Origin of the sequence: Thalassobacterium maritimum, assembly GCF_031127805.1 — a bacterium.
In the GTDB taxonomy this organism is placed as follows: domain Bacteria; phylum Verrucomicrobiota; class Verrucomicrobiia; order Opitutales; family Coraliomargaritaceae; genus Thalassobacterium; species Thalassobacterium maritimum.
Map to the genome: position 1 here is coordinate 34,096 of NZ_JARXHW010000029.1, position 23,169 is coordinate 57,264.

Consider the following 23,169-nt stretch of genomic DNA (forward strand, 5'->3'; position numbering starts at 1 on the left):
CATGAGTTCTGATAGAGAAAAAATCTTTAGCGCGATACGCGCCGCCCTCGATCCCCTGCCCACTCGCACCGAAAAGCCCGAGTGGGAGGAGTCCTTAGTGGTCTGCAAACCTTCCGGACAGTTCGATAGTTTAAAAGCACAGTTTGCTGACAAACTCGCATTTGCCAGTGGTCGCTTTTACGACTCCATCGAGCCACTGGTCGAGTTTCTAAAAGCCGAGCAAAGCACTTTCGGCTACTGCGATCCCGCGCTGGCACACCTCCTCGACGGCGTCGAAGGCATTACTTTCGACACCGAATATGATGAATCCAAGATCAACGAATACAGCTTTGGCATCACAAAAGGTAGCGCAGGCATAGCCGAGAGCGGCACCATCATGCTCAAAGACGGCGATACCTCAGCCCGTCTAGGCGCCCTCGCCCCTTGGATACACATCGCGGTCATCGACGAGGCCGACATCGTGCCACACATACCGGCGGCCATCGAACGTTTCGGCGACGACCCTTCGATCATCTTTGCGACCGGCCCCTCCAAGACGGCCGACGTCGAGGGCATCCTCATCGAAGGCGTCCACGGCCCCGGCATTCAAATCGCACTCGTACTTTCCTAGAAAGCTACCAACTTTCTATACCGACCAAAGCAGCACAGACACTCCTCACTCGGGGGCGTGTTCTACATAATATCACAATATAGAAATACAAATTATGAATACGGTTATGGAAAAATACGTCGGTTACATTAACAAGCTCAGCGGTAACATCTTATTAGGTTGCGACGGATTCGTCGACGAGACCTATGAGATCGTCCAAGAGCGCAAAAGTCAGAGCGAATATAGCGCAATGACGAATCTCAAGATGTTTGGCGAGTTACTGGTCGAACGCGCCGACGGTGGCGTGGGCGTCGAACTCGTGCCCAAACGCCGCTGCGAAGGTGGCTTCGGTATCAACTCCGGGCGCATCGCCGCCATCCTCGGACTCAAGCCCCGCCTGCCGGGCCTTTACGGCAAAGCCAGCATCGACCCGGCCTTTGTCGAGTTTGAGGACATCTGCGACATCTACTCCCTCGGCGATCCCGCCCTCACCATCGCCCTGGAATTTGGCGACGGCAAGGTATTGATGAGCAACCTGGAAGCGGTCTCCAACCTCACGTGGGCGGACTTCGAAGAATATTTCACCGAAGCACAGCTCAAAGAACTCTTCGCCGATGTCGACATCTTAGGCCTCGGCTACTGGTCGTTGACTGCTGATTTCGATGGCTTCTTTAAGGGCTTCATGAAGCAATACGAGACGCTCACACCGCCTCGCCGCATGTTCTTCGACTTCGCTGATATCAAAAAGAAATCCAGCGAGTCCTTCGTAAAGTCACTGGAGCTGATCAAGCCATACAACAGCAAGATCCCCATGACCTTTAGCCTCAATGAACACGAGGTGCTGGAGCTCTGCTCACGCATTGGTATCGAGCGCCCCGAGTTGAAGCCAGAAACCATCGCGTCCACTTTAACACTTGCCCGCGAGAAGATTGGCTTCGACGAATTAGTCGTTCATACGCCCGAATTTGCGGCCGCATCCAGTGCGAAAGATGGCGAAGCCTATGCCATCCAAGAGCGTCAAACCAAAGTCATCCGCTCCGCGGGAGCCGGCGACAGCTTCAACGGAGGCTACATGTGCGCCTCCCTCGGCGACCTCCCACTCAAGGAACGCCTAGTCATGGCCAATGCAGCCACCGCCTTCTTCGTCACCCACGCTACCGGCCCAACCAAAGAAGAGCTGATTGCACAAATCGAAAAAGCCTCAGATAAATAGGGAAACTCCAAACACAGGAAACGATTATGAAGACACTTTATAAACTACCCCTCTTGGACCCTCAATCTACCGAAGGATTCAAAGCCGTCCAACTCAAAGGCGAAAGCCCCACGAACTGGTCTGTAAATAGCTACACCCTGCGCGGCGGACTGCAAGAAGGTGTGCAAGTGGTGGAGATCAACAACGGCAAACTCTCCTTCGCCGTCCTGCCCACTCGCGGCATGGGCATCTGGAAGGGCCAATGTGGTGAGGTCGCACTCGGCTGGGATTCCCCCGTCAAAGATCCGGTCAACCCTGCCTTTATCAATCTACAGGATCGCGGCGGTCTCGGCTGGCTCAAGGGCTTTAACGAATGGTTCGTACGCTGTGGTCTCAATAGTATGGGGGCCCCCGGCATGGACACCGTGCTCGACTACAGTGGTAACGAGTTCGAAGTGCCACTCACACTGCATGGCAACATCGCCAATGTGCCCGCCCGAGCAGTCAGTATCGAAGTCACCGACGAGGCAATTATCGTTCGTGGTGAAGTCGACGAATCCATGATGTTTGGCCCCGCCCTGCGACTCAACACCGAGATCCGCACCGAGTTCGGCTCAGGCGCGATGCGTATCACCGACACAGTGACCAATCTAGGCAATAACCCACAAGAGCACGAAATGCTCTACCACATAAACTATGGAGCCCCCATCCTGGAAGAAGGCGCCCGCCTAGTCGCCCCCTTCAAGCAAGTCGCACCACGCGACCCGCGCTCCACCGAAGGCATCGACACTTTCGGCGAATACGGCGCGCCCGAAATTGGTTTCGTCGAACAAGCCTATCTCTATGACCTAGCGGGTCAGGCGGACAACCAGCAAACAATTACCATGTTGCGCAACGCTGCCGGTGATCAAGCCTCCCTGCTGCGTTTCTCACTCAAGGACTTCCCCTGCTTCACGCAGTGGAAAAACACCGCAGGCACCGCCGATGGCTACGTCACCGGACTCGAACCCGCGACCAATTATCCAAACTCCCGTCGATTTGAAAGAGAGCAAGGGCGTGTGATCAGTCTCGCAGGTGGTGAGTCACGCACCACAAATATAACAATCGAGGCCTTGGATAGCAAAGAAGCAGTCACAGCGGTTGAAACGGAAATCCGAACTCTTCAAGAAACTGCGCAAGGGACCGTACATCCACAACCACTTAGCAACTTTTCAGACTGTTAAGCCCAGCAAAACTACTTAACTACTTAACTAGGTCGGGCGCCTCTACGAGGCAGCCCGACCTAAAATAAGTAGGCCCAAAGCCCCATCGCTGTACCATCAAATGAGAGAATATGCAAATTCTCCATTTTAGAATGCCTGAAAGCTATTGACAAGCACCCACCGCACAAGCTTCATGAGCTCTTTAATGCGCTCATAAGACGCGCTTTTTGATAATGGAAAATTTTGCAGATCAATGCCTCGACATGGCCCAATCCATTTTGGGACATAATTTAGAATCTATCTCCGAGCAGGGCACTATCACCCCTGTGGCCGGCGAAGGTAGCCGTTTGGACGAGCCCGGTCACGCCGCACTTGCCATTGGTGAGTATTACCGTGCGACCAACGAGACCTCACTTGGTGATTATGATTTAGTCGACCTAGCTGCACGCACAGTGACAGCACAAGCCTTTGCTCCGGAAGAGATGGAAAACGGCCTCGCTTATGCAGCGCTGGGCCTACTGTCCTTCAGCCCTGCCAAAGATCGCAACGCCGTATGGGAACGCCTGATGGACCCCACTCGCGAGCAACTGGACAAGCTTCTACTAGAGCGCAGCGACTACGAAAACCATTACCAAGCCTTCAATATCGCCAAGGCAGTCACTCGCTTTAGCCTCGGGCTATCCAAGAAGGATGAAACTGGCCGCTTGATCGACCGTTTTCTAGAGCGCATCGACAGCAAATCATCCACAGGCTATATCGACGACGCGGCAGGCGACGATACCCGCTTAGGTGGCGCATTCGACATCTATGGTGTCATGAGCTTCGTCTTTATTCGTCAATCGCTGCAGCTGCACGCCAACCTGCACCTGCGCGAACGCAAGCTGCCAAGCCTACGCTCTTACTCGGAGAAATATCTCAAACTCATTCCAGACCTAGCTCGTCAGGACGGTGTGGGCTGGGCCTACGGTCGCTCGCTTGGCGCCTACGGTCAGATGCACTGCATCAGCCTGACACTTCAGGCACTGCGTGATGGCTGGATTCCCGCCAATCAGCGCGACCTTTACGTCGATGCGGTTCGCCGCCTCTTCATGAATTTCTTTGTCACCTACCTCGACCAAGAGCACGGCTATCTCGTGATCCGTGACGACGAGCGCAGCACAGTACCTTACCATACCACACGTATGGCAAACTTCGATGCGGCTCGCTACCTTTGCCAGTGGTCCCGCCTAGCGCGTTCAGCTGGCGGCAGCGCAGCACCTGCTTCGCCAGTGCCTGCCCGCAAAGTGGCCCGCTACGTCAGCTTCGACAAGTCACACCGCAAGGAACAAGGTCTCTTCGTTTACCAAGATCCCGATTCCGGACTCGCGGTGCAATTACCATTGCTCGGCTCCAGCAAACTCGGTAAAGGCACTTCCGACTACCTCGCCTTCCCGCACTCCCCCGGAGTGTTTGACTGGCCAGTCGATAAGTATCTGCCGATCATGCAGCCAGAACTCACATTCGGAGACAAGGTGATCGTGCCCTCTTTCTACGGTAAGAACTGCACCACCAGTATGGGACTGCGCAATGCGCTTAATTTCAAATACGACCAACCGGAATTGATCACCAAAGACGAGGAAATCGTCAACGGCCTCGGTAGCTGTAAAGTTCTTTGGACCTTCCTTAAGGGTAAGATCACTTGCGAATTCTGCTTCACCGTGAAGCAACAAGTCACGCTCGACAAAATGCGTTACATTCTCGGCATTGCAGCGCCTCACAGTCGCTACCGAGTTGCGACCGCCTTTACTCTTGGCGACGAAGGTCACCGCACCGAAGTCCTCAAAGATGACTTCCAGGCAGAGTGGAAAGAGCTCGACGTCGTCACCGATGATCCTGAATTCCGCACTTACTACGGCAACCTACACTACCTGCAAATCCTACAACGCGATCGCCCACTAGTGATGCGCCCAGGCACGCAGTATCGTCTCGCCCTCTCATTTGAGCCAGACCTCGCATTTGCCGACGAATAGACAGGAGCATTAGAAATTAGGAGTTAAAAATTAGGAAATACTTCAATTAGGCTCGCCTTGCAACGCGCCCGATTAAGCATACCTAACTTTTAATTCTAACTCCTAATTCTTAACTCTTAATTCTTAATTCAAAAAAGTGTTATCGATCCGCATCATACCTTGCCTCGACGTCCATGACGGACGCGTGGTCAAAGGCGTCAACTTCGTCAATTTAATCGACGCGGGCGACCCCGTGGAACAAGCCAAAGCGTACGAGCAACAAGGCGCCGACGAACTCGTCTTCCTCGACATCACCGCGTCCAGCGATGAGCGCAATACCATGATCGACGTCGTAGAGCGCACCGCCTCGGAGTGCTTTATGCCACTCACAGTCGGCGGCGGGCTACGCACGGTAGAAGACATTCGCGCCATGCTGAACGCAGGTGCGGACAAGGTAAGCCTCAACACCGCAGCAATTCTGAATCCCAACCTGATTCAGGAATCTGCCGCACGTTTTGGGAATCAATGCATCGTCGTCGCAATTGACGCTAAGCGCGTAGTCGGCGAAAGCGGCAAGTGGGAAGTGTACACCCACGGAGGCCGCAAGCCCACCGGGCTCGACGCAGTCGAATGGGCCAAGGAAGTCGTCTCCCTCGGCGCCGGTGAAATTCTCCTCACCAGTATGGACTCCGATGGCACCAAGGCAGGCTTTGACAACGCACTCAACCGTGCAGTCAGCGAAGCCGTCGAAGTCCCAGTCATCGCATCCGGCGGCGCCGGTACCCTCGACCATCTGGCCGACGCCATCACTGAAGGTAAAACAAGCGCCGTTTTAGCCGCTTCGATTTTTCACTTTGGCACCTTTACCATTAAGCAAGCCAAAGAGCACCTACAGTCAAAGGGCCTTCCCGTTCGCCTTTAACTGGCCACAAGGAAACAGAGCCTAGGGCAAATCAAAATTTAGAATGATTCTGCCTCAAATTAGTCCGCGGGATATAGGCATCCGTGACTATCGCTTAATATATAGTGTTTCTTCAAAATCCTTTAAGCCTACTTCTATAGCTTGGCTACTAATGGTTCACTGTACCCGAGCGCTTGCCACGGCGTAGCTCCAAGCGTGCAAGTGAAAGCCTTAGCGCAGGATAAAAAAACGAAGACAGTCGCCCAGGCCTACAGAAAATAAGTCAGCCCCCTGCCGATCTGACACGTGCGATGAACCTCCATGGGGATTTGTTCTCCTCTCGCTCTACGAACTGAATGAGCTCCACACAAGCGGAAGCCCAATTGCAGAAGCAGCCAAGCAATCGCAAGTGGGGCTAAGATTTCCTGTGATGAAACAGCATCAAAGCGTTGAATGATCACATATCGCATTTACAATATCACGCGCAATAAAACGCTCGACATAATGATTATTTCAATCACATGTAATCATATATTACATGAGAAACATACGACAACAAAAGCTACTTTCTTTACTTTCAATCGATCTAGAAGTAAAAATTAGCACTCTACTAGAGCAGCTTGACATCTCTGAGGCGACGCTGCGTCGCGACTTGTCGGAACTCGCAGAGAACGGAAAAATTGTCAGAACGCATGGCGGCGCCCTGCTTCGTCCCGAAGCGATTAATGAAGCCTCTTTTTTAGACAAAGAACTCTCCGCTCCAGAACAGAAACGGGAAATAGCGAGTTATGCAGCAAACATAATTCCAACAGGTGCATCGGTTTACATCGACTCAGGCACTACCTGCCTAGAAGTCGCAAGGATTCTACTGCGCCGCGGTGATTGCCCTATATTTACCAATTCCCTGCCAATTTTAATTGATGCATGCAAATACAATGCTCGCGTCACAGGCATTGGAGGCACTCTACGTGAAGTATCGCGCGCTTTAATTGGATCAGCCGCACTCAGTTGGCTCGAGAATCTAAATGTTGATTACTCACTCATCGGAGCAAGTGCGTTAAATGTGTCCCGAGGTGCCTATACCACTGAAACTCTAGAAGCCTCAGTCAAGCAACATGCAATTCAATCTTCGAATCAATCGATCCTTGTTTGCGATCATTCAAAATGGATATCCAGCGCTCCCGTCCGATTCGCTCGCTGGTCCGACTTCGACAGATTAATCACCGACAAAGCGCCAGAATCTACCACTCAAAAACATCTTCAACAGCAGCTGCAAGTGAACGTCGTTGGAGTCAAATGATAATGACACTAAAAACTCTTGATCAAAAACTACAGCGAATTTCCCAAGGGATCGATACGCGTAATGACTTCATTATTGCGGATGCCAAAGACGCCGACATGGCATTTGGCGCCATGGCACCAGGTCCCAAACGGCTAGCTCAAAATAAAGATGGCGACAGCCAAAGCTGCAAGTGCTATAAAACACTCTCTCAATACCATGAGCAGATACGAGAGGTGATTAAGCAGCAAGTCGTCGACATCATGCTGCTCTCAGCATCCAACCTCGAGCGTCTTGGCATTGATGAAGGGCTTTTTAAAAACTCCCCGATCACTCCTGCCGCCAGAGCCAACGATACCACTGACATCTGGGCCGTTCGCGGAGGAAGCTACGCCAATCACCCTTCACGCCACTTCCGCACTGCGACATTGGATCACATCAAATACGGAAAGACGGAAACAGACTACAACAAGCCCTACACAGGTGCGGATCTCGGCCTTTATTCAGTCACCTTCACCAATAAACTGGATCAAGACTACGCCGCACTCGAAGCCTTCCACAAGTTTCGTCTCGAAGCTGAAGCCAAGAAGTTTCGCTACTTTTTGGAAGTGTTCAACCCCAACGTAGATCCAGGATTTGATCCTCAAAAAACAGGAGCCTTCCTCAACGATAGTATTATTCGCTGCCTAGCAGGTGTCACCAAGGTCGGTCGTCCAATTTTCCTAAAAATCCCTTACAATGGCCCCGGGCCACTGGAAGAGCTCGTCGCTTATGATAGCAATCTAGTCGTTGGTATTTTAGGCGGCAGTTCGGGAACAACTCTAGATGCCTTTCAACTCATTCATGACGCTCAAAAATACGGCGCAAAGGTAGCTCTCTTTGGTCGAAAGATCAATTTATCCGAACACCCCTTAGCTTTTATTCAATACATGCGGCGCATCACCGATGGCGAAATCACCCCCATCGAAGCGGTCAAAGCCTACCACGGCGACCTCGCGAGGGTCAACATCAGCCCGTTACGAGAATTGAAAGACGACCTTATACTAACCGAAAACAAACTCACCTATTAATACCCCAGATATGTCACTCATCCCTCCCCACTCCCTCGTCACCGAATTCCTCGCACAAGAGCAAATTGCCTCTTTTATTGGCGGCACATGGTATTCGAGTAAATCCACCATACCGGTCATCGACCCCACCAGCGGCGAGGTCGTAGCCTCCGTAGCCTCGGCCGAGGCATCCACCGTTGATCAAGCCATGCAGGCTGCCGACAAGGCATTCCCTGAATGGGCTGCGATGCCCGTATCTGAGCGAGCGGCTCTGCTCAAACGATTTGCAGACTTAATTCGAGAAAACCTAGAAACTCTAGCTCAATTGGAGTCCATCGATGTGGGTAAACCCATCGAAAACTCACGTGGATTCGATATCCCCTTCGGCGCAGACTGTTTTGACTACTTTGCCAATCTCAGCAATGAAGCAGAGTATACTGTTCCGCTAGAAGTCAACGACATCGATGCGCACGTTCAGCGTAAGCCTTACGGCGTATGCGGCTTCATCTTCCCTTGGAACTTCCCTTTCACACTTTTCTGCTGGGGTACTGCACCCGCACTCGCAGCCGGTAATACTGTTGTCGTTAAAGCATCCGAAGTGACGCCACTAGCCACTCTCTATCTAGGTAATTTAATTAAAGAAGCCGGAATCCCGGATGGTGTCATTAATATCTATACTGGCGAGGGGCGTGCCTGCGGCCAACCTCTGGCAGAACACTCACTGCTCAAACACATGTCTTTTACCGGCTCACCTCAAATCGGTAAACTCATAGGTAAAATCTGCGGCGAGCATCTGGTCCCCTGCAAATTGGAGCTCGGTGGTAAAGGCGCCGCTCTCGTGACTCAGGATGCTGACTTGCAAGCGGCCGCCGAAGGGTTGGCAGGAGCCATCACCCTAAACACCGGCCAAGTCTGCTGCACTGCCACGCGCTGGTTTGTCCATTCCTCCGTGCTAGACACCTTCACACAACTCGTACGTGCAGAACTAGAAAAGACTGCCATTGGATCATCAATGGACGAAAAAACTCAGATGGGACCACTCGTATCCGAAACACAATACGATCGAGTCAACGACTATTATAAAAAAGGCATCGCCGAAGGTGCCAAGGTAGTCGTCCCCTTGACAACTCCCACCACGACAAACAACGCAGGATATTTCATTAAGCCACACTTACTGACAGGCGATGAAGACAATATCTGCTACCGCGAAGAGATCTTTGGTCCCACCGCCTACATCGTGCCCTTTGAGGAAGAAGAGAATGCCATCGATCGCATCAACCGCTTAAGCTATGGACTCGCCAATAGCGTCTGGTCAAAGGACCTGGACCGAGCCACAGATCTCGCTGGAAAGCTCATCGCTGGAAATAGTTGGATCAATGCGCACAACGTATTCGCCTACGGACTCCCTTACGGAGGCGTCAACCTCAGCGGATTAGGCGGTGGCGTCAACTCCCCCGAAACCTTCTATAGCTATTTACGCAACCAAACGATTGCTCGTCCACTGTAGGACACTTCGGGCCTTTAATAGACAAACATGTAGTTCGTAGCGACTCAGCAAACTTCCATCCACAAGAACTCACTTCATGAATTCACTCCAATCATTAGCGGACAAACTCGACGCGCAGCGTGATCAAATCGAGTCATTCCTAGTCGTCACTGGCTTCGACGGTTTTGTTGATGAAATGATTCAAGCGGTTGATCTACGCCATGACATCAATCGCTACCAAGCAGTCAAAACGATTGATCAATTTGGAAGTTTAATCAAAGCCGCAGCTGGGCACAGCAGCTTGCGGGAAATTGTAGTCACCCAAACCGATCCAGGAGGTTGCGCCATCAACATGGGCGATGGGCTCGCCGCACTTGGTGTTCAAGTTGATACCTTTGCCACCGTGGGTGAACCAGTGCATGCCGCATTTCAAGAATATGCAAGCAAGGCGACACTGCACAGCTGGGGGCGTGAGCCCGGCCGGACACTGGCCTTTGAATTCAATGATGGAAAACTCATGTTTTCAGCCGTCAGCCCCCTATCGGAATTCACTCCTCAAGACATCCAACAGCGAATCCAAGATGGGGTGTTCCTCGCCAAGTGCGAGACCGCCGATTTGATCGCCATCACAGATTGGACGCTCTTCCCGCACATGACTGCCTGCTGGAAAGCACTGCAAGATCATGTATTTTCAAAGCTCAGCCATCGTCCCAAGTTCTTCCTCGACCTCGTCGATCCTGTCAGTCGAAGTCCCGAAGATATCGCAGCGATGCTTAAAGCACTACCGGGCTTTTGCCAAACCGGTCACACCACGCTAGGCTTGAACCAGAACGAAGCCAACCTACTCTCCAAAGCAACAGGTGGCGAGGCCTTACCCAAACCAGACATCTCACGTGCTAAGGACCAGGCTCAAACACTCCTAAAAGCCCTTTGCGTCGACGAAGTGGTCATCCATGCCGTCGACTATGCAGTCAGCGCTTCCGCACAGGGAACTGCCGAAACGACAGGTCCCTATTGCGCGGATCCCGTCAAATTAACCGGTGCAGGCGACCGTTTCAATGCAGGCTATGCCCTCGGGATGCTACTCGAACTTCCACCGACACAGCAATTGCAACTCGCTGTTTTCACCTCGGGAATCTACGTGCGTCAGGGGACGAGTGCCACTCTCGAACAAGTGATTCAATTCATAAGATCAACCAACGACGAAGCATAGTATTCTGATGATACCATTCACTCATAAAGATACACTCCAGCAAGAGACTAGATACACATGAACATGCACTACATAGACTGGCTGATTCCCATTGCGATGCTCGTGCTAATGATCGGGATCTGTCTATTCGCGCGCACTCTGAATAAAAGTGTGGCCGATTTCCTCGCAGCAAATCGCATGGGGGGCAGATACCTACTCGCTGTCGGTCAGGGCATGACAGGTCTCGGAGCGATCTCTATTGCTGCGAATTTCGAAAAGTATTATCAGACGGGTTTTTCCGCATACTGGTGGGCTAAAATGGTTGCTCCCATTGGACTAATCTTGGCTCTCACAGGCTTTGTTGTCTATCGTTATCGTGAAACGCGTGCTCTAACGATGGCTCAGTTTTTTGAGATGCGCTATAGTCATAATTTTCGTATATTCTCTGGCATCCTAGCGTGGACCTCCGGGATACTGAATTATGGGATTTTCCCAGCGGTGAGCGCTCGTTTCCTCATTTATTTCACGGGCCTCCCCGTAGAATTTGAATTTTTAGGCCACACATTCCCCACGCTAGCCTTAGTTATGCTAATTCTAATGAGTATAGCGCTGCTTATGGTCAGCGTCGGAGGCCAGATCTCCATTATGGTAACCGACATGCTACAGGGGCAGTTCGTCAACGTAGCGCTGTTGATCATCTTAGCGATCCTGTTTTGCCACATGTCATGGGGCGATGTGATGGAAGGCTTGCGTCATTCTCCTCCAGGAGAATCTCGAATCAACCCCTTCAAGCAGGACAAAGTGGGTGATTTTAACATGTGGTTCTTCGTCATGATGGGCATCCTACAGGTCTATGGAACCCGCGCATGGCAAGGCTCCCAGGCCTACAACGCTGCTGCTCGAAATCCCCACGAAGCCAAAATGGCCAATATCCTAGGTGAATTTCGCGGCATGGTAACAACTTTAGTCATCCTGTTGATCCCAATCTTTATCTTTGCCTACCTACATTTGGATGAATTCTCCAGCGATGCGGTAGTGGTGACTCAAAATTTAAGTCTGATTGAGGATACTCAAATACAAAAGCAAATGCGCGTGCCGATGGCACTCGGAGAAATTCTCCCGGTTGGGGTCATAGGTCTATTCACTGCAGTCATTATTATGGCCGCGGTTTCGACGGACAACACCTACCTCCACTCCTGGGGCAGCATCTTTATTCAAGATGTCTTCATCCCACTTCGTAAAAATAAGAAGAAATTATCTCAAAAAGCTCATATGTGGCTCTTACGACTCTCCATCGTAGGCGTCGCAAGCTTTGGCTTTATTTGGAGTCTCATGTTCCCCTTAAACGAGTACATCTATATGTATTTCCAAATAACTGGAGCGATTTACCTAGGAGGTGCTGGAGCCGTCATCATCGGAGGCTTATATTGGAAGCGAGGAACAGTGGGCGGCGCATGGGCCGCGATGATTACTGGATCCACCTTAGCGGTCAGTGGCATTGTTCTACGCAACATCATCTGGCCCAAACAGCTACCGAACTGGAAACTCACTTATTCCGAATGGGGATGGCTACAATCTTTACCGGAAAAATTTCCATTGAATGGAATGCAGATGTCTTTCTTTGCTGCAGTGTTAGCGGTCTTGGCCTACGTATTTTTCTCACTAATATCCAAGACACCCCCAGCCAATATGGACAAACTTCTACATCGCGGGAAATATAGTGTAGAACCAAAGTTCGAAGCTAGCGCGAAAGAGTTGGCATCCGTAAAGAATAACAGCAAAACGCATCTATTACTTAAACGATTAGGAATTAATGATGATTTCACCCGTGGTGACCGTATCATCTACTTTCTTAAAATCGCATGGGTCATGTTCTTCGTGATAAGTTTCATCATCGGCACTACAATCAATGTATTCTACCCAATCCCCGATAGTGCTTGGGAGAAATGGTGGGGGCTGATAGTCACAATGACGATCTGCGCGAGCCTGATTACCGTAGTTTGGTTCTTATGGGGCGGCTTCCGCGATTTAATGGACTTAATTCGTAAGTTAGGTTCCCTAGATCGAAACCTTGATGACGATGGCAGTGTCTCCGAAGAAGAACACGTGCAATAATAAGTCCACTGACACAAAGAAAAACATGAAGCCACTTTCCATTTATTCCCTATTCTTCCTAAATTACTTACTCATGTCATCCGCTCATTCCGCCAATCCTCACGCGTGCTGCACAGGTCCTTCCAGTGTGACCACAGAGCCCCCTCAGCACGTATTGACATTTAAACAAGCCTGGCTTGAGCAAACTAGCGACAGTTTTCGACCAGCAATAGCAGAGCTCTACCCCAATAAAAGCGGATTAAAAGTCATTTTCACCCTAGAGGACGATGAAATTTTTAGCGAAGCAACTGGCTTTAACCAAGAGACTTGGAAGCTCGGCGATGTCGTCGAAATTTTCTTAGGTATCCCCGGAGAGTCCGACTACTGGGAACTACACATCACTCCCAATAACCAACGTCTACAGCTTGCTTGGAATCCACAAAGCTTTGAAGACTTCAGACAAGGAGCCATTCCACTGCAAGAATGCATGATAACAGATCCGGAATTCATTCAGAGCGAAGTTACCGTGAATACAGAAAAGAAAATGTGGCAATGTTCCGTCTTCATTCCATGGACATCCATCAAGCTCGCCACGGGACAAGCCAGCTACGAACTTGAACTCGCATTTTGTCGCTATGATGTTAGCCGAAACCAAAAGGGCGCGACGCTTTCTTCAACCGCAGCACTCAGCAAAGCTAGCTATCATCGCAGGCATGAATGGGACACACTTCTACTAGAAGTGTCCAAATGAGAAATGACCAGCGGCCATAGTCGCCGAGCATTTCAGAGCTTATGCTGGGCACAAAGCCCCTAAGCCTTAAGATCCAGCCATAGTTCGCCCAAGCGAGCCTCACGCTTAAGACACATGCTGCAGGTGCTAGCCAGTGCCCCGCTCGCGTTGGCCCTGGAGCTCACGCAATGGATTAGATGTCCGGCACACTAAGCTGTCGTGCACAGATCTGAAACCACTACTTTCAGATCGTATCAAACTCAATATGCGTGGGTTGACCAGTCCAAGCAAGATCCAGTGCACTGAATAGCTGCTCAGTATCATAGGCTTCGTGCATGAGTGATTCCATCTGCGGTAAATAGGTGAGCGTATCATTCTCTCCGCGTGTTGTTTGCTCCAGAAACGACTTCTCAATGGTCTGCACGGGAACCTTCTGAAACGCATTGACACACAGCGTATGAGCCGACGCAGCTTCGACGCCGCAGATATCATCTTGTGTCGATGTATTGGAGCAACGATCTATGCAGATTCGCAACTTGTGCATACGCTCTCCATCGGGACTGCCGTAGGTCTTTTGACTACCATCTTCAAAGTGAGCGACGATATCCTTGCCATGACTGAAATGGATTTCGGCGTTTTCAAAGATATATCGAAAAATAGGTCCATCCACAGTTTCCGTGGCATGGGTGGTATAAAAGTAAATGTCAGCACCTATTTCCGTTTCAATCTTACAACAGGCGGTATCATAGTTTTCAATTTCATTGGCTCGATAGCACTCCGCAGTCATAGATAAAGGACTAGCCGAGAGATGCAATTCCTCCCCCAAAATGAAGAGCATATTATGCAAATAATGTGCCGTCGCATTATTGACTGGGCTATCATAGACGGGCCGCCCCTGCGCATTGTGAATTTTTCCAGCCCAGTTATTTCGTTGATAATAAGCACTCGCTCGAGGCCATGCGACTCGAGTTAGTAGCTTTTCCGCCCGACCAAAGCAGCCCTTCAAGACATCAGCCTTCAACTCTTGTATCGCTGGACTAAATGTCCACTGATACCCAATTTCCAGAAATTTCCCAGATTCATCCCGTGCGCACTTCATCGCAGCGACTTCTTCAATAGTGGCTGCCATCGGCTTTTCACATAAAACATTAATTCCCGCCCGAAGTAAGGCACAGCTCTGTGACATATGAAATGATATAGGTGAAACGATCGCCGCTAGATCAACGCGGATCGGATCATTCAGAAATGCCTCAACCGACGCATACTGCCGCAAATTACGTTTCTTAAGTTCCGCCCAATCAGGAGCACTTTCAGGTGCTGGATCTACGATCCCGACCAACTTGAGAATTCCCTGTTTTTCGAATGACTGGATCGCCTCAATGTAATAGTGGCCGTAGCCTCCGATTCCAATAAGTAGTAACTGGCAAGGTTCAGATTTCATTATGATGAAACCACCAATTATATATGAAAATCACAACACTAAAATCGCTCGACAAAATGATCACTTCAATCACGATCAATCACGCAAAGCGTGTATTACATTTTCAATTATCATACTTAGCCGAAATGAAAAATATCCATCGTTTTTTAATCTGCATCGCAGCACTAACACTAGCAAGTGTCGCATCGGCCAATCATTTAAAGACAGCAAATCACTTAAGCGCAACAGTCCTTCCAAACATGCAAGCAACTCCCGTGACCACGGCCCTACCTACTGAAAAATCCATGTTAGAAACTTCAATGATGAATCAAACCGACAAGTCCCAAAACGCCTCATCAGAACGAGAACTTATCGTGCTTGTGGGAGATTCCACGGTAACGGGAAAAAGCGGAGACAAAGATCAGGCTGGTTGGGGATGGGCACTTCAGCAATGGACCACCGACGACATAGAAGTAATCAACACCGCTGTGGGTGGTCGCAGTTCCCGCAGCTTTAGGTCGGAAGGCCGTTGGGACGACGCTCTCAAACTGACTCCCGACTGGATATTCATTCAATTTGGTCACAATGATCAAAAAGGAAAAGGCCCAGAGCGTGAGAGTGCCCCCGAGACAGACTATCGAGATCACTTACGTCGATATATACAAGAAGCACGCGAACACGGCGCACAACCAATCCTAGTCACCCCCGTATGCCGACGCACCTACTCAGCTGATGGCACACTGCGAGACTCACTCGCCCCTTACGCCGAATCCGTGCGCATAGTTGCCCAAGAGATGCAAGTCCCTCACATAGACTTACATAATTACAGTTTAAATCAACTCGCACAGATCACTGATAAAGAAGCCATCCAGCGCTTTAGCCCAGAAGGAACGACAGACCGTACACACTTCTCACTCTCGGCGAGTCGGATCGTCGCACAATGGGTCTTGAATTTACTAGAAGTGGAAGTGCCGGAATTGGCATCACACTTCATTCGGCCCAACGAAGTGTTGAATCAAGAATGAAGATATCATTATTCAGCTAGAGCAATCAAAGCAGAAGACGCTCGATGTGCCCACTGAGATAGGCTGCCTGTAAGCTGCGCACTGCCTCATTATAATGCACATGATCCATATAGAGATCATCACCGAGAGAAGCAGTAAAACCATGTAGATCGATGACAGGGATATGTGTATGCCGCATGATCTGATATGCGGCAGCGTTATAGGCAAGCACATCACTTTGATGGCGATGCACTTCGGGGCAAAACTTCTGATGACGTGTGTCGTCAACTGGAGTCGTCGATACCCATACTAATCGATGCCCATACGCTCCCACCAAGTCAACGATCCCTCGCAAGTTTTGAATGTATTCGGTGCGGTCGACTTGTTTCAGGCTAGCATTTGGGGTCGTTTTTATATCATGCAAGCCGCAATTAATAACGATTAAATCAGCCAAAAAATCAGGCGACGCCAATACCATCTTTAAAAAAGATAATACCATTGAAGAGTCCCCACAGTTCGTTCCTCTCGGATGGTCTAAGTCCTCTAGGGCTTGACGATAACCATTTCGATTGTCGACTTCTGCGACTCCCTGTAAGTATTGCACCAGGTAGGGACGGTAATGCACAAAGATACTATCCCCGATCCAAAATATTTTGCTAGGGCTGGACTCTTTTTTCATGGAGTAGATTCGTCGAATGAAACAGCTTAGCACTGGCAAAGGCATGATTGCACATACCCCACAGTACGCATTTCGCCGCGCGACTGGGATCATGAGCCAAGTGTTTACGATTGGAAGGGATTCCGTCATTCGACTTGAGCGCAGTCGTATCGGCTCCAATTAAAATGGCTCCATTTAAACCCTGGTTATCCACCACTTCTGCTTGATTATACCATCCAGTGATCCACAGACGTAATCCTACGTCCTTAAACCGCTCATCGGGAACAAGACTATGTAGCCAGAGTAAACCATTGGCACACTCATACATCGCCATATTCGCTTCCGGACGATCGGACGGTAATATTTCGTGACCGATGCAGTAAGGTAAAGCTCCTCGGCAATAGTATAAGTTGACGATAAAATCCCCTAAGCGCTTTGCACAATCCAACAAGCGCGCATCCTCAAACACTTCATACGCCTCGGCGAGTGCATTGAAAATATAAGCAAAAAACATGCACTTGGTGGAACTATCCGTATCAGAGACCTTCAAGGTGTTTGGATCATAATTCTGATAGAAGGAACCATCCTCACACTGCATCACAATTAACGCTTCGACGGCACGCTCGTATGCATCACGATAAGCCGCATCGCGGGTCAATTGATACAGGGTCGCATAAGTAGAAATAACGTAGATAAAACGACTTCCTACACGTCCCCCGGATTCACGCCAGCCATTTTCCGGAGACCAACCAGAACCAACAATTCCGCTGGGCAATTGGTATTTCACCATCGTTTTCCCGACCATTTCACAGGCAGCTAACAAACGATCCTCTCCAGTTTCCCGATGTAATCGCATAAAATGAGCGGGCACGCGCATCGCATAGAGCGAGCTATAGACACCCGCATCGGTCCAGTACCACATCAAGCCTTGAGCGTCTTTAGCAGGCCCCGAATAGATACCTTTTTCCGAATCGTTCACTAGAGTATCCGCATAATCGATCGCATTTTGCTTAAGCTCTGGACGTTGCAAAATATCTGCCAGATCGAGCCACACAGAAATAGTCTCGGCACTATTACTATTAGGATACATCCACGTCACCGCTCCCGAACGATCATAGATCGCCATGCGATGACACTTCCCCACTCCCTCGGCGGAACGGGTGGCGGCCTCTAACCAAGAAGCCATACCTTCAAGCGAACGAAGAATCATCGAACGATCAATCAGACCACTAAGTTTTGATGCTCCCATCAAAGGAGATTCCATCGGTAAATCAGAGATCATCTCACTTGATTGCGGGTTAAAAGTATTCTGTATCATAATAGAAAGAGTGCACTTAGAGTCATTGGTTGAGCGGCTCGACTTTGAACCAACGAGTTTCCCCCGCTTGCAATGGAATTTCCATGGTTTGACCAGAACCGACCAACTCGTTAGTATCAAAGTCATACACATGACTTTGATATGGAAGTGAAAGCGGCACAGTCCCACTCACGATACCGTGTAAGGACAAGAAGCGACCGTTAAATTCAACAGCGACTTGGCCACTTGGTGCCATAACATTGACCCCTGCCTCTTCGGCAATCCGCGCAAGCATACCGGCATCAAAGGTCCCTAACATGCCCAAGTAAACGCTAGTCCAATCATCAAAACGCTTCACCGCGATTGCAGCTTCACCATCAGCATAGAAAGCCAAAGGAGTCGCCTCGGAATCCTTCACAATAAATCGTTGAAACCCTAGAGGCATATTGCTCTTCGGAATACCGCCACTCATCACTCGAAAGGAAGTCTCCCCCATACCCGGGACTCCAGATAGCCCCTGTGTGAATGGATCTTCGACCTCACCAAACCTCACCTTAGGAAAGGTAGTTACCGTATTGGATTTGATTGTAAAACCAGCTAGCTCACTGACCGAATCATCCGATAGTCCATCATCGCTGACATAACCCGAAGCATAATTCCAAACGATGGTTCGGCCATCAGTCTGAAGAAGGTCCATCACACGCTTCTTTTGCGAGTCCGTGATTCGAAAGGCGTCTGCAAAAATCAACACCTTGTAATCAAATTGCTCAGGATATGCTAGAAGGTCAGACAGATAGACATCCTCAAAAGGAACGCCTGCCTGCTTCATATAAGCGGGATTGTAACGCGATACTGTCTGCAAGGAGCTGACACTTGTGCCGCCTAATCCCTTGCTCACACTCTTGAAGAAATCCCCCATCCAATAGGCAGACTCATCATTCCAAACAAAGGCGACTTCTGGACGGTACGGAGTTGGATTATTAATTTCCAACTCTTTGTAAGCACGCACTCCATTGTTAATTTCTTCAAGTATTTCCGGATCACGATACATCGTGGTCGCCAAATCTAAGAACCAAAATCCTTGCCCTGCAGCAATCATTTGCGCGGCTTCGCGTCGGAACGTAGCCTTAAACCATTGCGGGTTCATGGCAGCTCCCAAACGGTGCGCTTGAATCTCTGCTCCACTCGTTCGTAGCCATGTGCGTAAGTCCAGTTCTTTCACGGCTATTTTCCCGTGTTGGCTAATCGAAGCGAGTGAAGTACGAACGCCCCCGACATTGCCAGGAAGACGAAGCTCATAATAAGGCTGAGGCACAAGAATATCCAAATCCTTAGAAGGTAACAAAACGGTTTCTGCACCTTGGCCACGTCCGCCCCCCATTTGCCAAGTCATTGCAAAGGCGGGACGATCCCAGGCTTTCTTAAAAGCACGCGCTAAACGTTCACGGATGACTAAACCTTGCTCAGACTGGAACTGCTGGTGGTCGACAAAACGCTGCTCTGTCGTCGGGCTCAAAAAGATATTTTTTTTCTTCTTAACCTGCTTCACTAAATCATCCACATGAGGGATCTCCGCGCTTGCTAAAGTTACCTCGTCATCGTTCCAAGCCGCCTGTAAGCCCGCATCCGACTCGTAACGGCGAGTCAACCAATCACGAAATGCCTGCACTGCCGCGTCACTGTAATCAGGCCACATTGCAGTCATAAACTGAAAATCATGGCCACCCGTAATAAAAGCTCCGACGACACGATTCGCATAGGGCTTCGTCTTTAGTTCCGCAACAAATGCTTCAATCACTTTCTCCGCATCCAAAAGTGCCTTTTCACTAAACGGAGAAGGCCACCAGCGATATTCATTCAAAGCACTCTTGCGCAAGAAATCGACGCCCCCCTTAGGCAGAGACTCTGAAAACCCCTTAAAATGAAGTCCGTTACCATAGCCCCAATTTCCTGCAGCATCTTGCCATGCATCTTCCGGATGTGTCTCGACCCAATCTCTCGGCCAACAGACATGGAGGTTCAACACGAACTGGCTATCTTGAGCCTTGAGCGAAGCTTGCTCCAGCCAATGTAAAGGCGTCCGAAAATCATACGCTTCTTCACCATTCCAGACAGGATACGCAGGTGGATAACGCTCATCCACAATATCGTTCATCTGAACGGATGAAATCAAAGTTTTTACCCCGGCAATCTGCTCCATGCCTGCATAATCGCCAAAGTGGCTTCTCAGAATGGTGTAAAATACAGGGGGCCTCACCTCTCCATCGATCACTAAGCGTGATCGATCTCCCTCTTTTTTAACTTCCGCCAATGACGGCTCTTCAGGCTCTGGCTTCCACCTTTCTTCTGGGAGAGTTTCGGTGGGGACTGGTTGGATATATTTAAAATCGGGTGCCGGCGCACTCACGTCATCGATCCAAACCGTTGCCGGGTTACCCTTTAATACAATTCGAATATAATACTCTTTATCAGACTTGGTCTTATCGGCCTGAATAAAGCGCTTGTCCCACACTCCTTCGGGACGATTCCTCAAGATCGTGTTACCTAAAACAACCCAGCCACGAGCAATTTCACCCACCGTCAAACTGCCATCGGCTCTCTCAAAAAAGATCTGAAGTGTTGAGTCGAAAGGTGCATCATTTGAGTGATAATACATCCGAACCAATGGTTCTTGCCCAGCCTTCACCAACAACGGCTTAACTGAACGTAGTGTGATTTCACCCTCCGATGAAGTCTTTTCAATTTTCAAGCTCCCCCCAGCACCACGACTCTGAGTTTCGTCAAATGTAACCATCCCCAGTCCTCCATCTGCAGTTAAAAAAGTCCAATCGGAAGTCCAATTGGGATTTTCAAAAGTTCCATTTTGAATGGGATCCTCTGGCGCGGGAGGTGTAGGATCGGGACTATACACCTTTTCAATCAAAGGAAATATTTCCTGCATCAACTCACGAAGTTCAGGATCTTTCAATCCATCTAATTGTGCCCGCAAAGCACTGATGACCGAAATTCGCTCTCGCAGAGAAACCGCGGTCTTTGCCCGTCGAAGTAAAACTTCTTTACCTGGCTCACCTAATGAGAGCAAAGTAACTGCAGCCACCGAGCGCGTCGACTCAGTATTTGGATAGCCCAACTGCTCTTCGAGAACTCGTAAAGTCATAGGCGAAGTGTCGCCAACTTGCCGGAGTGCATAGGCCGAAAGGCCGACGACCTCATTGTCCTCCGAATCCAATAGCTTTAGCAGGCGTGCCAATTCTTCTGTAGTTGCCGACTGCTTTTCAGCAATTGCGACACAAAATTCAGCAGGCTCAAGAGACGCTCCAAATGACATCAAAGCGGTCAAAGAAAAGAGCACAGAAAAATAACGGAGAAACATAGATAAATAGAAGTGTGGGGAATAAAAAAGATATAATAAGTAAGCATAGCTAGCGCTAGTACGACTGAATCAGACGAACCAACCGGGACTAACTTTTCGTAAAGAAAGTATAGGATCTACTCCATCGCAGGGTAAGCACCTGCGATCAAATCCATAGCCATAGGCTTCCATTCATCAGTGGAATCGGCGACAAAACCTTTGACCTTACAGGAGTAACTTTCAGACACCAAGCGACTCGCATTTACCATCAGATACAGTTTATTATACTTGCTCGGCCGGTATTTCAGGAAGCTCTTATTATTTGATACGCCAGGAAACACCTGCGGATAAGCTAGAACTGCCCCCACACCAGTTTTCTCAGAAAATAGTGCGATACCTGTAATATCATCACGGATACCCTTCTCAACGACATTACCCAAAAAATTGCCTTCTTCTAACCCTCCATCCTTTAGGATGGCCGACCATGTCAGCATTTTCGGGTTCCAACAATGCATATAAACATATGCATAATTGACCTCGGACGTATCTCCGACCTCCTCAAAGTCAGCCAGCTCTTCAAGTCCCTGCTCCGATAATATGACAGTCCACGTGCCACGAACCGGGCCATAGCGAGAAACCTTCGTGAATTTGTAGATGTCGCCTGCCGGAGCCTCTAATGGTTGACGAAACGGATAGACGACTCCATCGACTTCTAGAGTGAGCGATTCGATAATCTCCCCCCCATGCTTGGTGCCTATAAATTCGTATTTAGCTGGCACCCCCTCCTTCTTCTTCATTTTCAGGACGGTCTGATGCGCTCCGGTATCCATCAAAATCTCCTCCCCCTGATACGTCAGTGTGTTGATTGTCCACGCCGCTTCCTTCGAAATTTCTAACGAGTAATCGCCCACTTCCAACTTCAATGAAGAATCACTTAAGTATGGAACAGCAGACGCAGCATTCGCAATGGAACTAACAAGCAACAAACCCATCAAGGCAGCGTTAAAGATTTGATTCACTAACTTCATATTTTCTATTCAATTTTCCTTCTAAAATTCAGGAACAAACTGTCCGCGCCCCAATGGCTCGTCATATCCAGGAGGTGATTCCATATTCAACTCGACCGATTCAACATGCTGGTCAACGTAAAGGACATTTGCAGTGGATCCCACATGGCGCGGATCCACGTCCGTATAGGAAAGCAGTCGAAACATTCCAGCATTGAGAGTCGAGTGTTTCGAATCTGCGAGTAGCACTGTGTTCGACGGATTAGGAATCGTCACCAGTGGCACTCCCTTTCGATACTCTCCGTCAACTGGCGAAAGACGCTGGTTAAATCCATAATCAGAATATTTACCCCGGCTTTGTGCCGTCCACTCCTCAGGGCGTGAAGGGCAAATCAACACATCATACGCTTCATGAAGGTAAATGTTGATAATATATTCCGACCAAGTGGAACGAAACGAATGAACGTCAGTACCAAACGTCGGTCCTGGATAAGTCCCAGAGCTAACGCCCTCTTCACTAGGAGGAAGGCGATTATAGTGCTCATTGGAGAAGAGCATTATGCCCTTCCCCAACTCGCGAATATTCGCCACACACTTAACCCGATCAGCAGTTTGCCGAACTCTACCAATCCCTACAATCAAGATCCCTAAAAGGATTCCAGCAATCGCAATTGCAGACAGCAATTCGATGAGAGTAAACCCTCTCTTTCTATCAATATGCATATTCGA

Annotated in this window: 18 protein-coding genes; 12 read left to right on the forward strand and 6 right to left on the reverse strand. The window is 49.5% G+C overall.

Annotated features, from left to right (window positions below; genetic code table 11):
* Window position 1: 1 nt before the first annotated feature.
* From QEH52_RS12570 to QEH52_RS12620, 11 genes are all read left to right on the forward strand, one after another.
* Window positions 2-610, forward strand: a complete 609-nt coding sequence (locus QEH52_RS12570) for a LutC/YkgG family protein (protein ID WP_308950893.1) — start codon at window positions 2-4, stop codon at window positions 608-610.
* Window positions 611-704: 94 nt separating this feature from the next.
* Window positions 705-1,802 (forward strand): PfkB family carbohydrate kinase, encoded by a 1,098-nt coding sequence (locus QEH52_RS12575; RefSeq protein ID WP_308950894.1) that lies wholly within the window; start codon window positions 705-707, stop codon window positions 1,800-1,802.
* Window positions 1,803-1,828: 26 nt separating this feature from the next.
* On the forward strand, window positions 1,829-3,004 hold the full coding sequence (locus tag QEH52_RS12580) for an aldose 1-epimerase family protein (protein ID WP_308950895.1): 1,176 nt from the start codon (window positions 1,829-1,831) through the stop codon (window positions 3,002-3,004).
* A gap of 212 nt (window positions 3,005-3,216) precedes the next feature.
* Window positions 3,217-4,992 (forward strand): hypothetical protein, encoded by a 1,776-nt coding sequence (locus QEH52_RS12585; RefSeq protein WP_308950896.1) that lies wholly within the window; start codon window positions 3,217-3,219, stop codon window positions 4,990-4,992.
* A gap of 136 nt (window positions 4,993-5,128) precedes the next feature.
* On the forward strand, window positions 5,129-5,893 hold the full coding sequence (gene hisF, locus QEH52_RS12590; protein ID WP_308950897.1) for an imidazole glycerol phosphate synthase subunit HisF: 765 nt from the start codon (window positions 5,129-5,131) through the stop codon (window positions 5,891-5,893).
* A 517-nt stretch (window positions 5,894-6,410) separates the two neighbouring features.
* A complete protein-coding gene (locus QEH52_RS12595; RefSeq protein ID WP_308950898.1) occupies window positions 6,411-7,172 on the forward strand; it encodes a DeoR/GlpR family DNA-binding transcription regulator in 762 nt (253 codons plus the stop codon).
* A gap of 2 nt (window positions 7,173-7,174) precedes the next feature.
* Window positions 7,175-8,221, forward strand: coding sequence for a hypothetical protein (locus tag QEH52_RS12600; protein WP_308950900.1), 1,047 nt, complete (start codon window positions 7,175-7,177; stop codon window positions 8,219-8,221).
* Between the two features lie 10 nt (window positions 8,222-8,231).
* Complete coding sequence (locus QEH52_RS12605) at window positions 8,232-9,707, forward strand: aldehyde dehydrogenase family protein (protein WP_308950901.1); 1,476 nt, start codon at window positions 8,232-8,234, stop codon at window positions 9,705-9,707.
* Window positions 9,708-9,783: 76 nt separating this feature from the next.
* Entirely contained in the window at window positions 9,784-10,899 is a 1,116-nt protein-coding gene (locus QEH52_RS12610; RefSeq protein ID WP_308950902.1) for a PfkB family carbohydrate kinase, read from the forward strand.
* Between the two features lie 57 nt (window positions 10,900-10,956).
* A complete protein-coding gene (locus QEH52_RS12615; RefSeq protein ID WP_308950903.1) occupies window positions 10,957-12,993 on the forward strand; it encodes a sodium:solute symporter family protein in 2,037 nt (678 codons plus the stop codon).
* Between the two features lie 25 nt (window positions 12,994-13,018).
* Entirely contained in the window at window positions 13,019-13,723 is a 705-nt protein-coding gene (locus tag QEH52_RS12620; protein WP_308950904.1) for a DOMON domain-containing protein, read from the forward strand.
* A gap of 223 nt (window positions 13,724-13,946) precedes the next feature.
* Here the strand turns inward: QEH52_RS12620 and QEH52_RS12625 are convergent, their stop codons facing one another.
* Window positions 13,947-15,143 carry a Gfo/Idh/MocA family protein gene (locus tag QEH52_RS12625; protein WP_308950906.1) on the reverse strand — a complete coding sequence of 399 codons (1,197 nt, stop codon included), beginning with the start codon at window positions 15,141-15,143 and terminating at the stop codon, window positions 13,947-13,949.
* A 239-nt stretch (window positions 15,144-15,382) separates the two neighbouring features.
* Between QEH52_RS12625 and QEH52_RS12630 the strand changes: the two genes are divergently transcribed.
* Window positions 15,383-16,147, forward strand: a complete 765-nt coding sequence (locus tag QEH52_RS12630) for a rhamnogalacturonan acetylesterase (protein ID WP_308950908.1) — start codon at window positions 15,383-15,385, stop codon at window positions 16,145-16,147.
* A 25-nt stretch (window positions 16,148-16,172) separates the two neighbouring features.
* Here the strand turns inward: QEH52_RS12630 and QEH52_RS12635 are convergent, their stop codons facing one another.
* The 5 genes from QEH52_RS12635 to QEH52_RS12655 all read right to left on the reverse strand — a co-directional run bounded on the left by QEH52_RS12635 (window position 16,173) and on the right by QEH52_RS12655 (window position 23,163).
* Complete coding sequence (locus QEH52_RS12635; protein ID WP_308950910.1) at window positions 16,173-16,805, reverse strand: SGNH/GDSL hydrolase family protein; 633 nt, start codon at window positions 16,803-16,805, stop codon at window positions 16,173-16,175.
* Window positions 16,783-18,102, reverse strand: coding sequence for a beta-L-arabinofuranosidase domain-containing protein (locus QEH52_RS12640; RefSeq protein ID WP_308950911.1), 1,320 nt, complete (start codon window positions 18,100-18,102; stop codon window positions 16,783-16,785). The genes QEH52_RS12635 and QEH52_RS12640 overlap by 23 nt, the downstream gene beginning before the upstream one ends.
* 22 nt (window positions 18,103-18,124) lie before the next feature.
* Window positions 18,125-21,454, reverse strand: coding sequence for a HEAT repeat domain-containing protein (locus tag QEH52_RS12645; protein WP_308950913.1), 3,330 nt, complete (start codon window positions 21,452-21,454; stop codon window positions 18,125-18,127).
* A 116-nt stretch (window positions 21,455-21,570) separates the two neighbouring features.
* Window positions 21,571-22,461: a hypothetical protein gene (locus QEH52_RS12650; RefSeq protein WP_308950915.1), complete on the reverse strand. Its 891-nt coding sequence runs from the start codon at window positions 22,459-22,461 to the stop codon at window positions 21,571-21,573.
* 21 nt (window positions 22,462-22,482) lie between these two features.
* Window positions 22,483-23,163: a type II secretion system protein gene (locus tag QEH52_RS12655; protein ID WP_308950916.1), complete on the reverse strand. Its 681-nt coding sequence runs from the start codon at window positions 23,161-23,163 to the stop codon at window positions 22,483-22,485.
* Window positions 23,164-23,169 lie beyond the last annotated feature (6 nt).

Bases quoted from the DNA above. Each gene is read 5' to 3' on its own strand.
- QEH52_RS12570 (WP_308950893.1), top strand. From the start codon at position 2: ATGAGTTCTGATAGAGAAAAAATCTTTAGCGCGATACGCGCCGCCCTC.
- QEH52_RS12575 (WP_308950894.1), top strand. From the start codon at position 705: ATGAATACGGTTATGGAAAAATACGTCGGTTACATTAACAAGCTCAGC.
- QEH52_RS12580 (WP_308950895.1), top strand. From the start codon at position 1,829: ATGAAGACACTTTATAAACTACCCCTCTTGGACCCTCAATCTACCGAA.
- QEH52_RS12585 (WP_308950896.1), top strand. From the start codon at position 3,217: ATGGAAAATTTTGCAGATCAATGCCTCGACATGGCCCAATCCATTTTG.
- QEH52_RS12595 (WP_308950898.1), top strand. From the start codon at position 6,411: ATGAGAAACATACGACAACAAAAGCTACTTTCTTTACTTTCAATCGAT.
- QEH52_RS12600 (WP_308950900.1), top strand. From the start codon at position 7,175: ATGACACTAAAAACTCTTGATCAAAAACTACAGCGAATTTCCCAAGGG.
- QEH52_RS12605 (WP_308950901.1), top strand. From the start codon at position 8,232: ATGTCACTCATCCCTCCCCACTCCCTCGTCACCGAATTCCTCGCACAA.
- QEH52_RS12610 (WP_308950902.1), top strand. From the start codon at position 9,784: ATGAATTCACTCCAATCATTAGCGGACAAACTCGACGCGCAGCGTGAT.
- QEH52_RS12615 (WP_308950903.1), top strand. From the start codon at position 10,957: ATGAACATGCACTACATAGACTGGCTGATTCCCATTGCGATGCTCGTG.
- QEH52_RS12620 (WP_308950904.1), top strand. From the start codon at position 13,019: ATGAAGCCACTTTCCATTTATTCCCTATTCTTCCTAAATTACTTACTC.
- QEH52_RS12625 (WP_308950906.1), bottom strand. From the start codon at position 15,143: ATGAAATCTGAACCTTGCCAGTTACTACTTATTGGAATCGGAGGCTAC.
- QEH52_RS12630 (WP_308950908.1), top strand. From the start codon at position 15,383: ATGCAAGCAACTCCCGTGACCACGGCCCTACCTACTGAAAAATCCATG.
- QEH52_RS12635 (WP_308950910.1), bottom strand. From the start codon at position 16,805: ATGAAAAAAGAGTCCAGCCCTAGCAAAATATTTTGGATCGGGGATAGT.
- QEH52_RS12640 (WP_308950911.1), bottom strand. From the start codon at position 18,102: ATGATACAGAATACTTTTAACCCGCAATCAAGTGAGATGATCTCTGAT.
- QEH52_RS12645 (WP_308950913.1), bottom strand. From the start codon at position 21,454: ATGTTTCTCCGTTATTTTTCTGTGCTCTTTTCTTTGACCGCTTTGATG.
- QEH52_RS12650 (WP_308950915.1), bottom strand. From the start codon at position 22,461: ATGAAGTTAGTGAATCAAATCTTTAACGCTGCCTTGATGGGTTTGTTG.
- QEH52_RS12655 (WP_308950916.1), bottom strand. From the start codon at position 23,163: ATGCATATTGATAGAAAGAGAGGGTTTACTCTCATCGAATTGCTGTCT.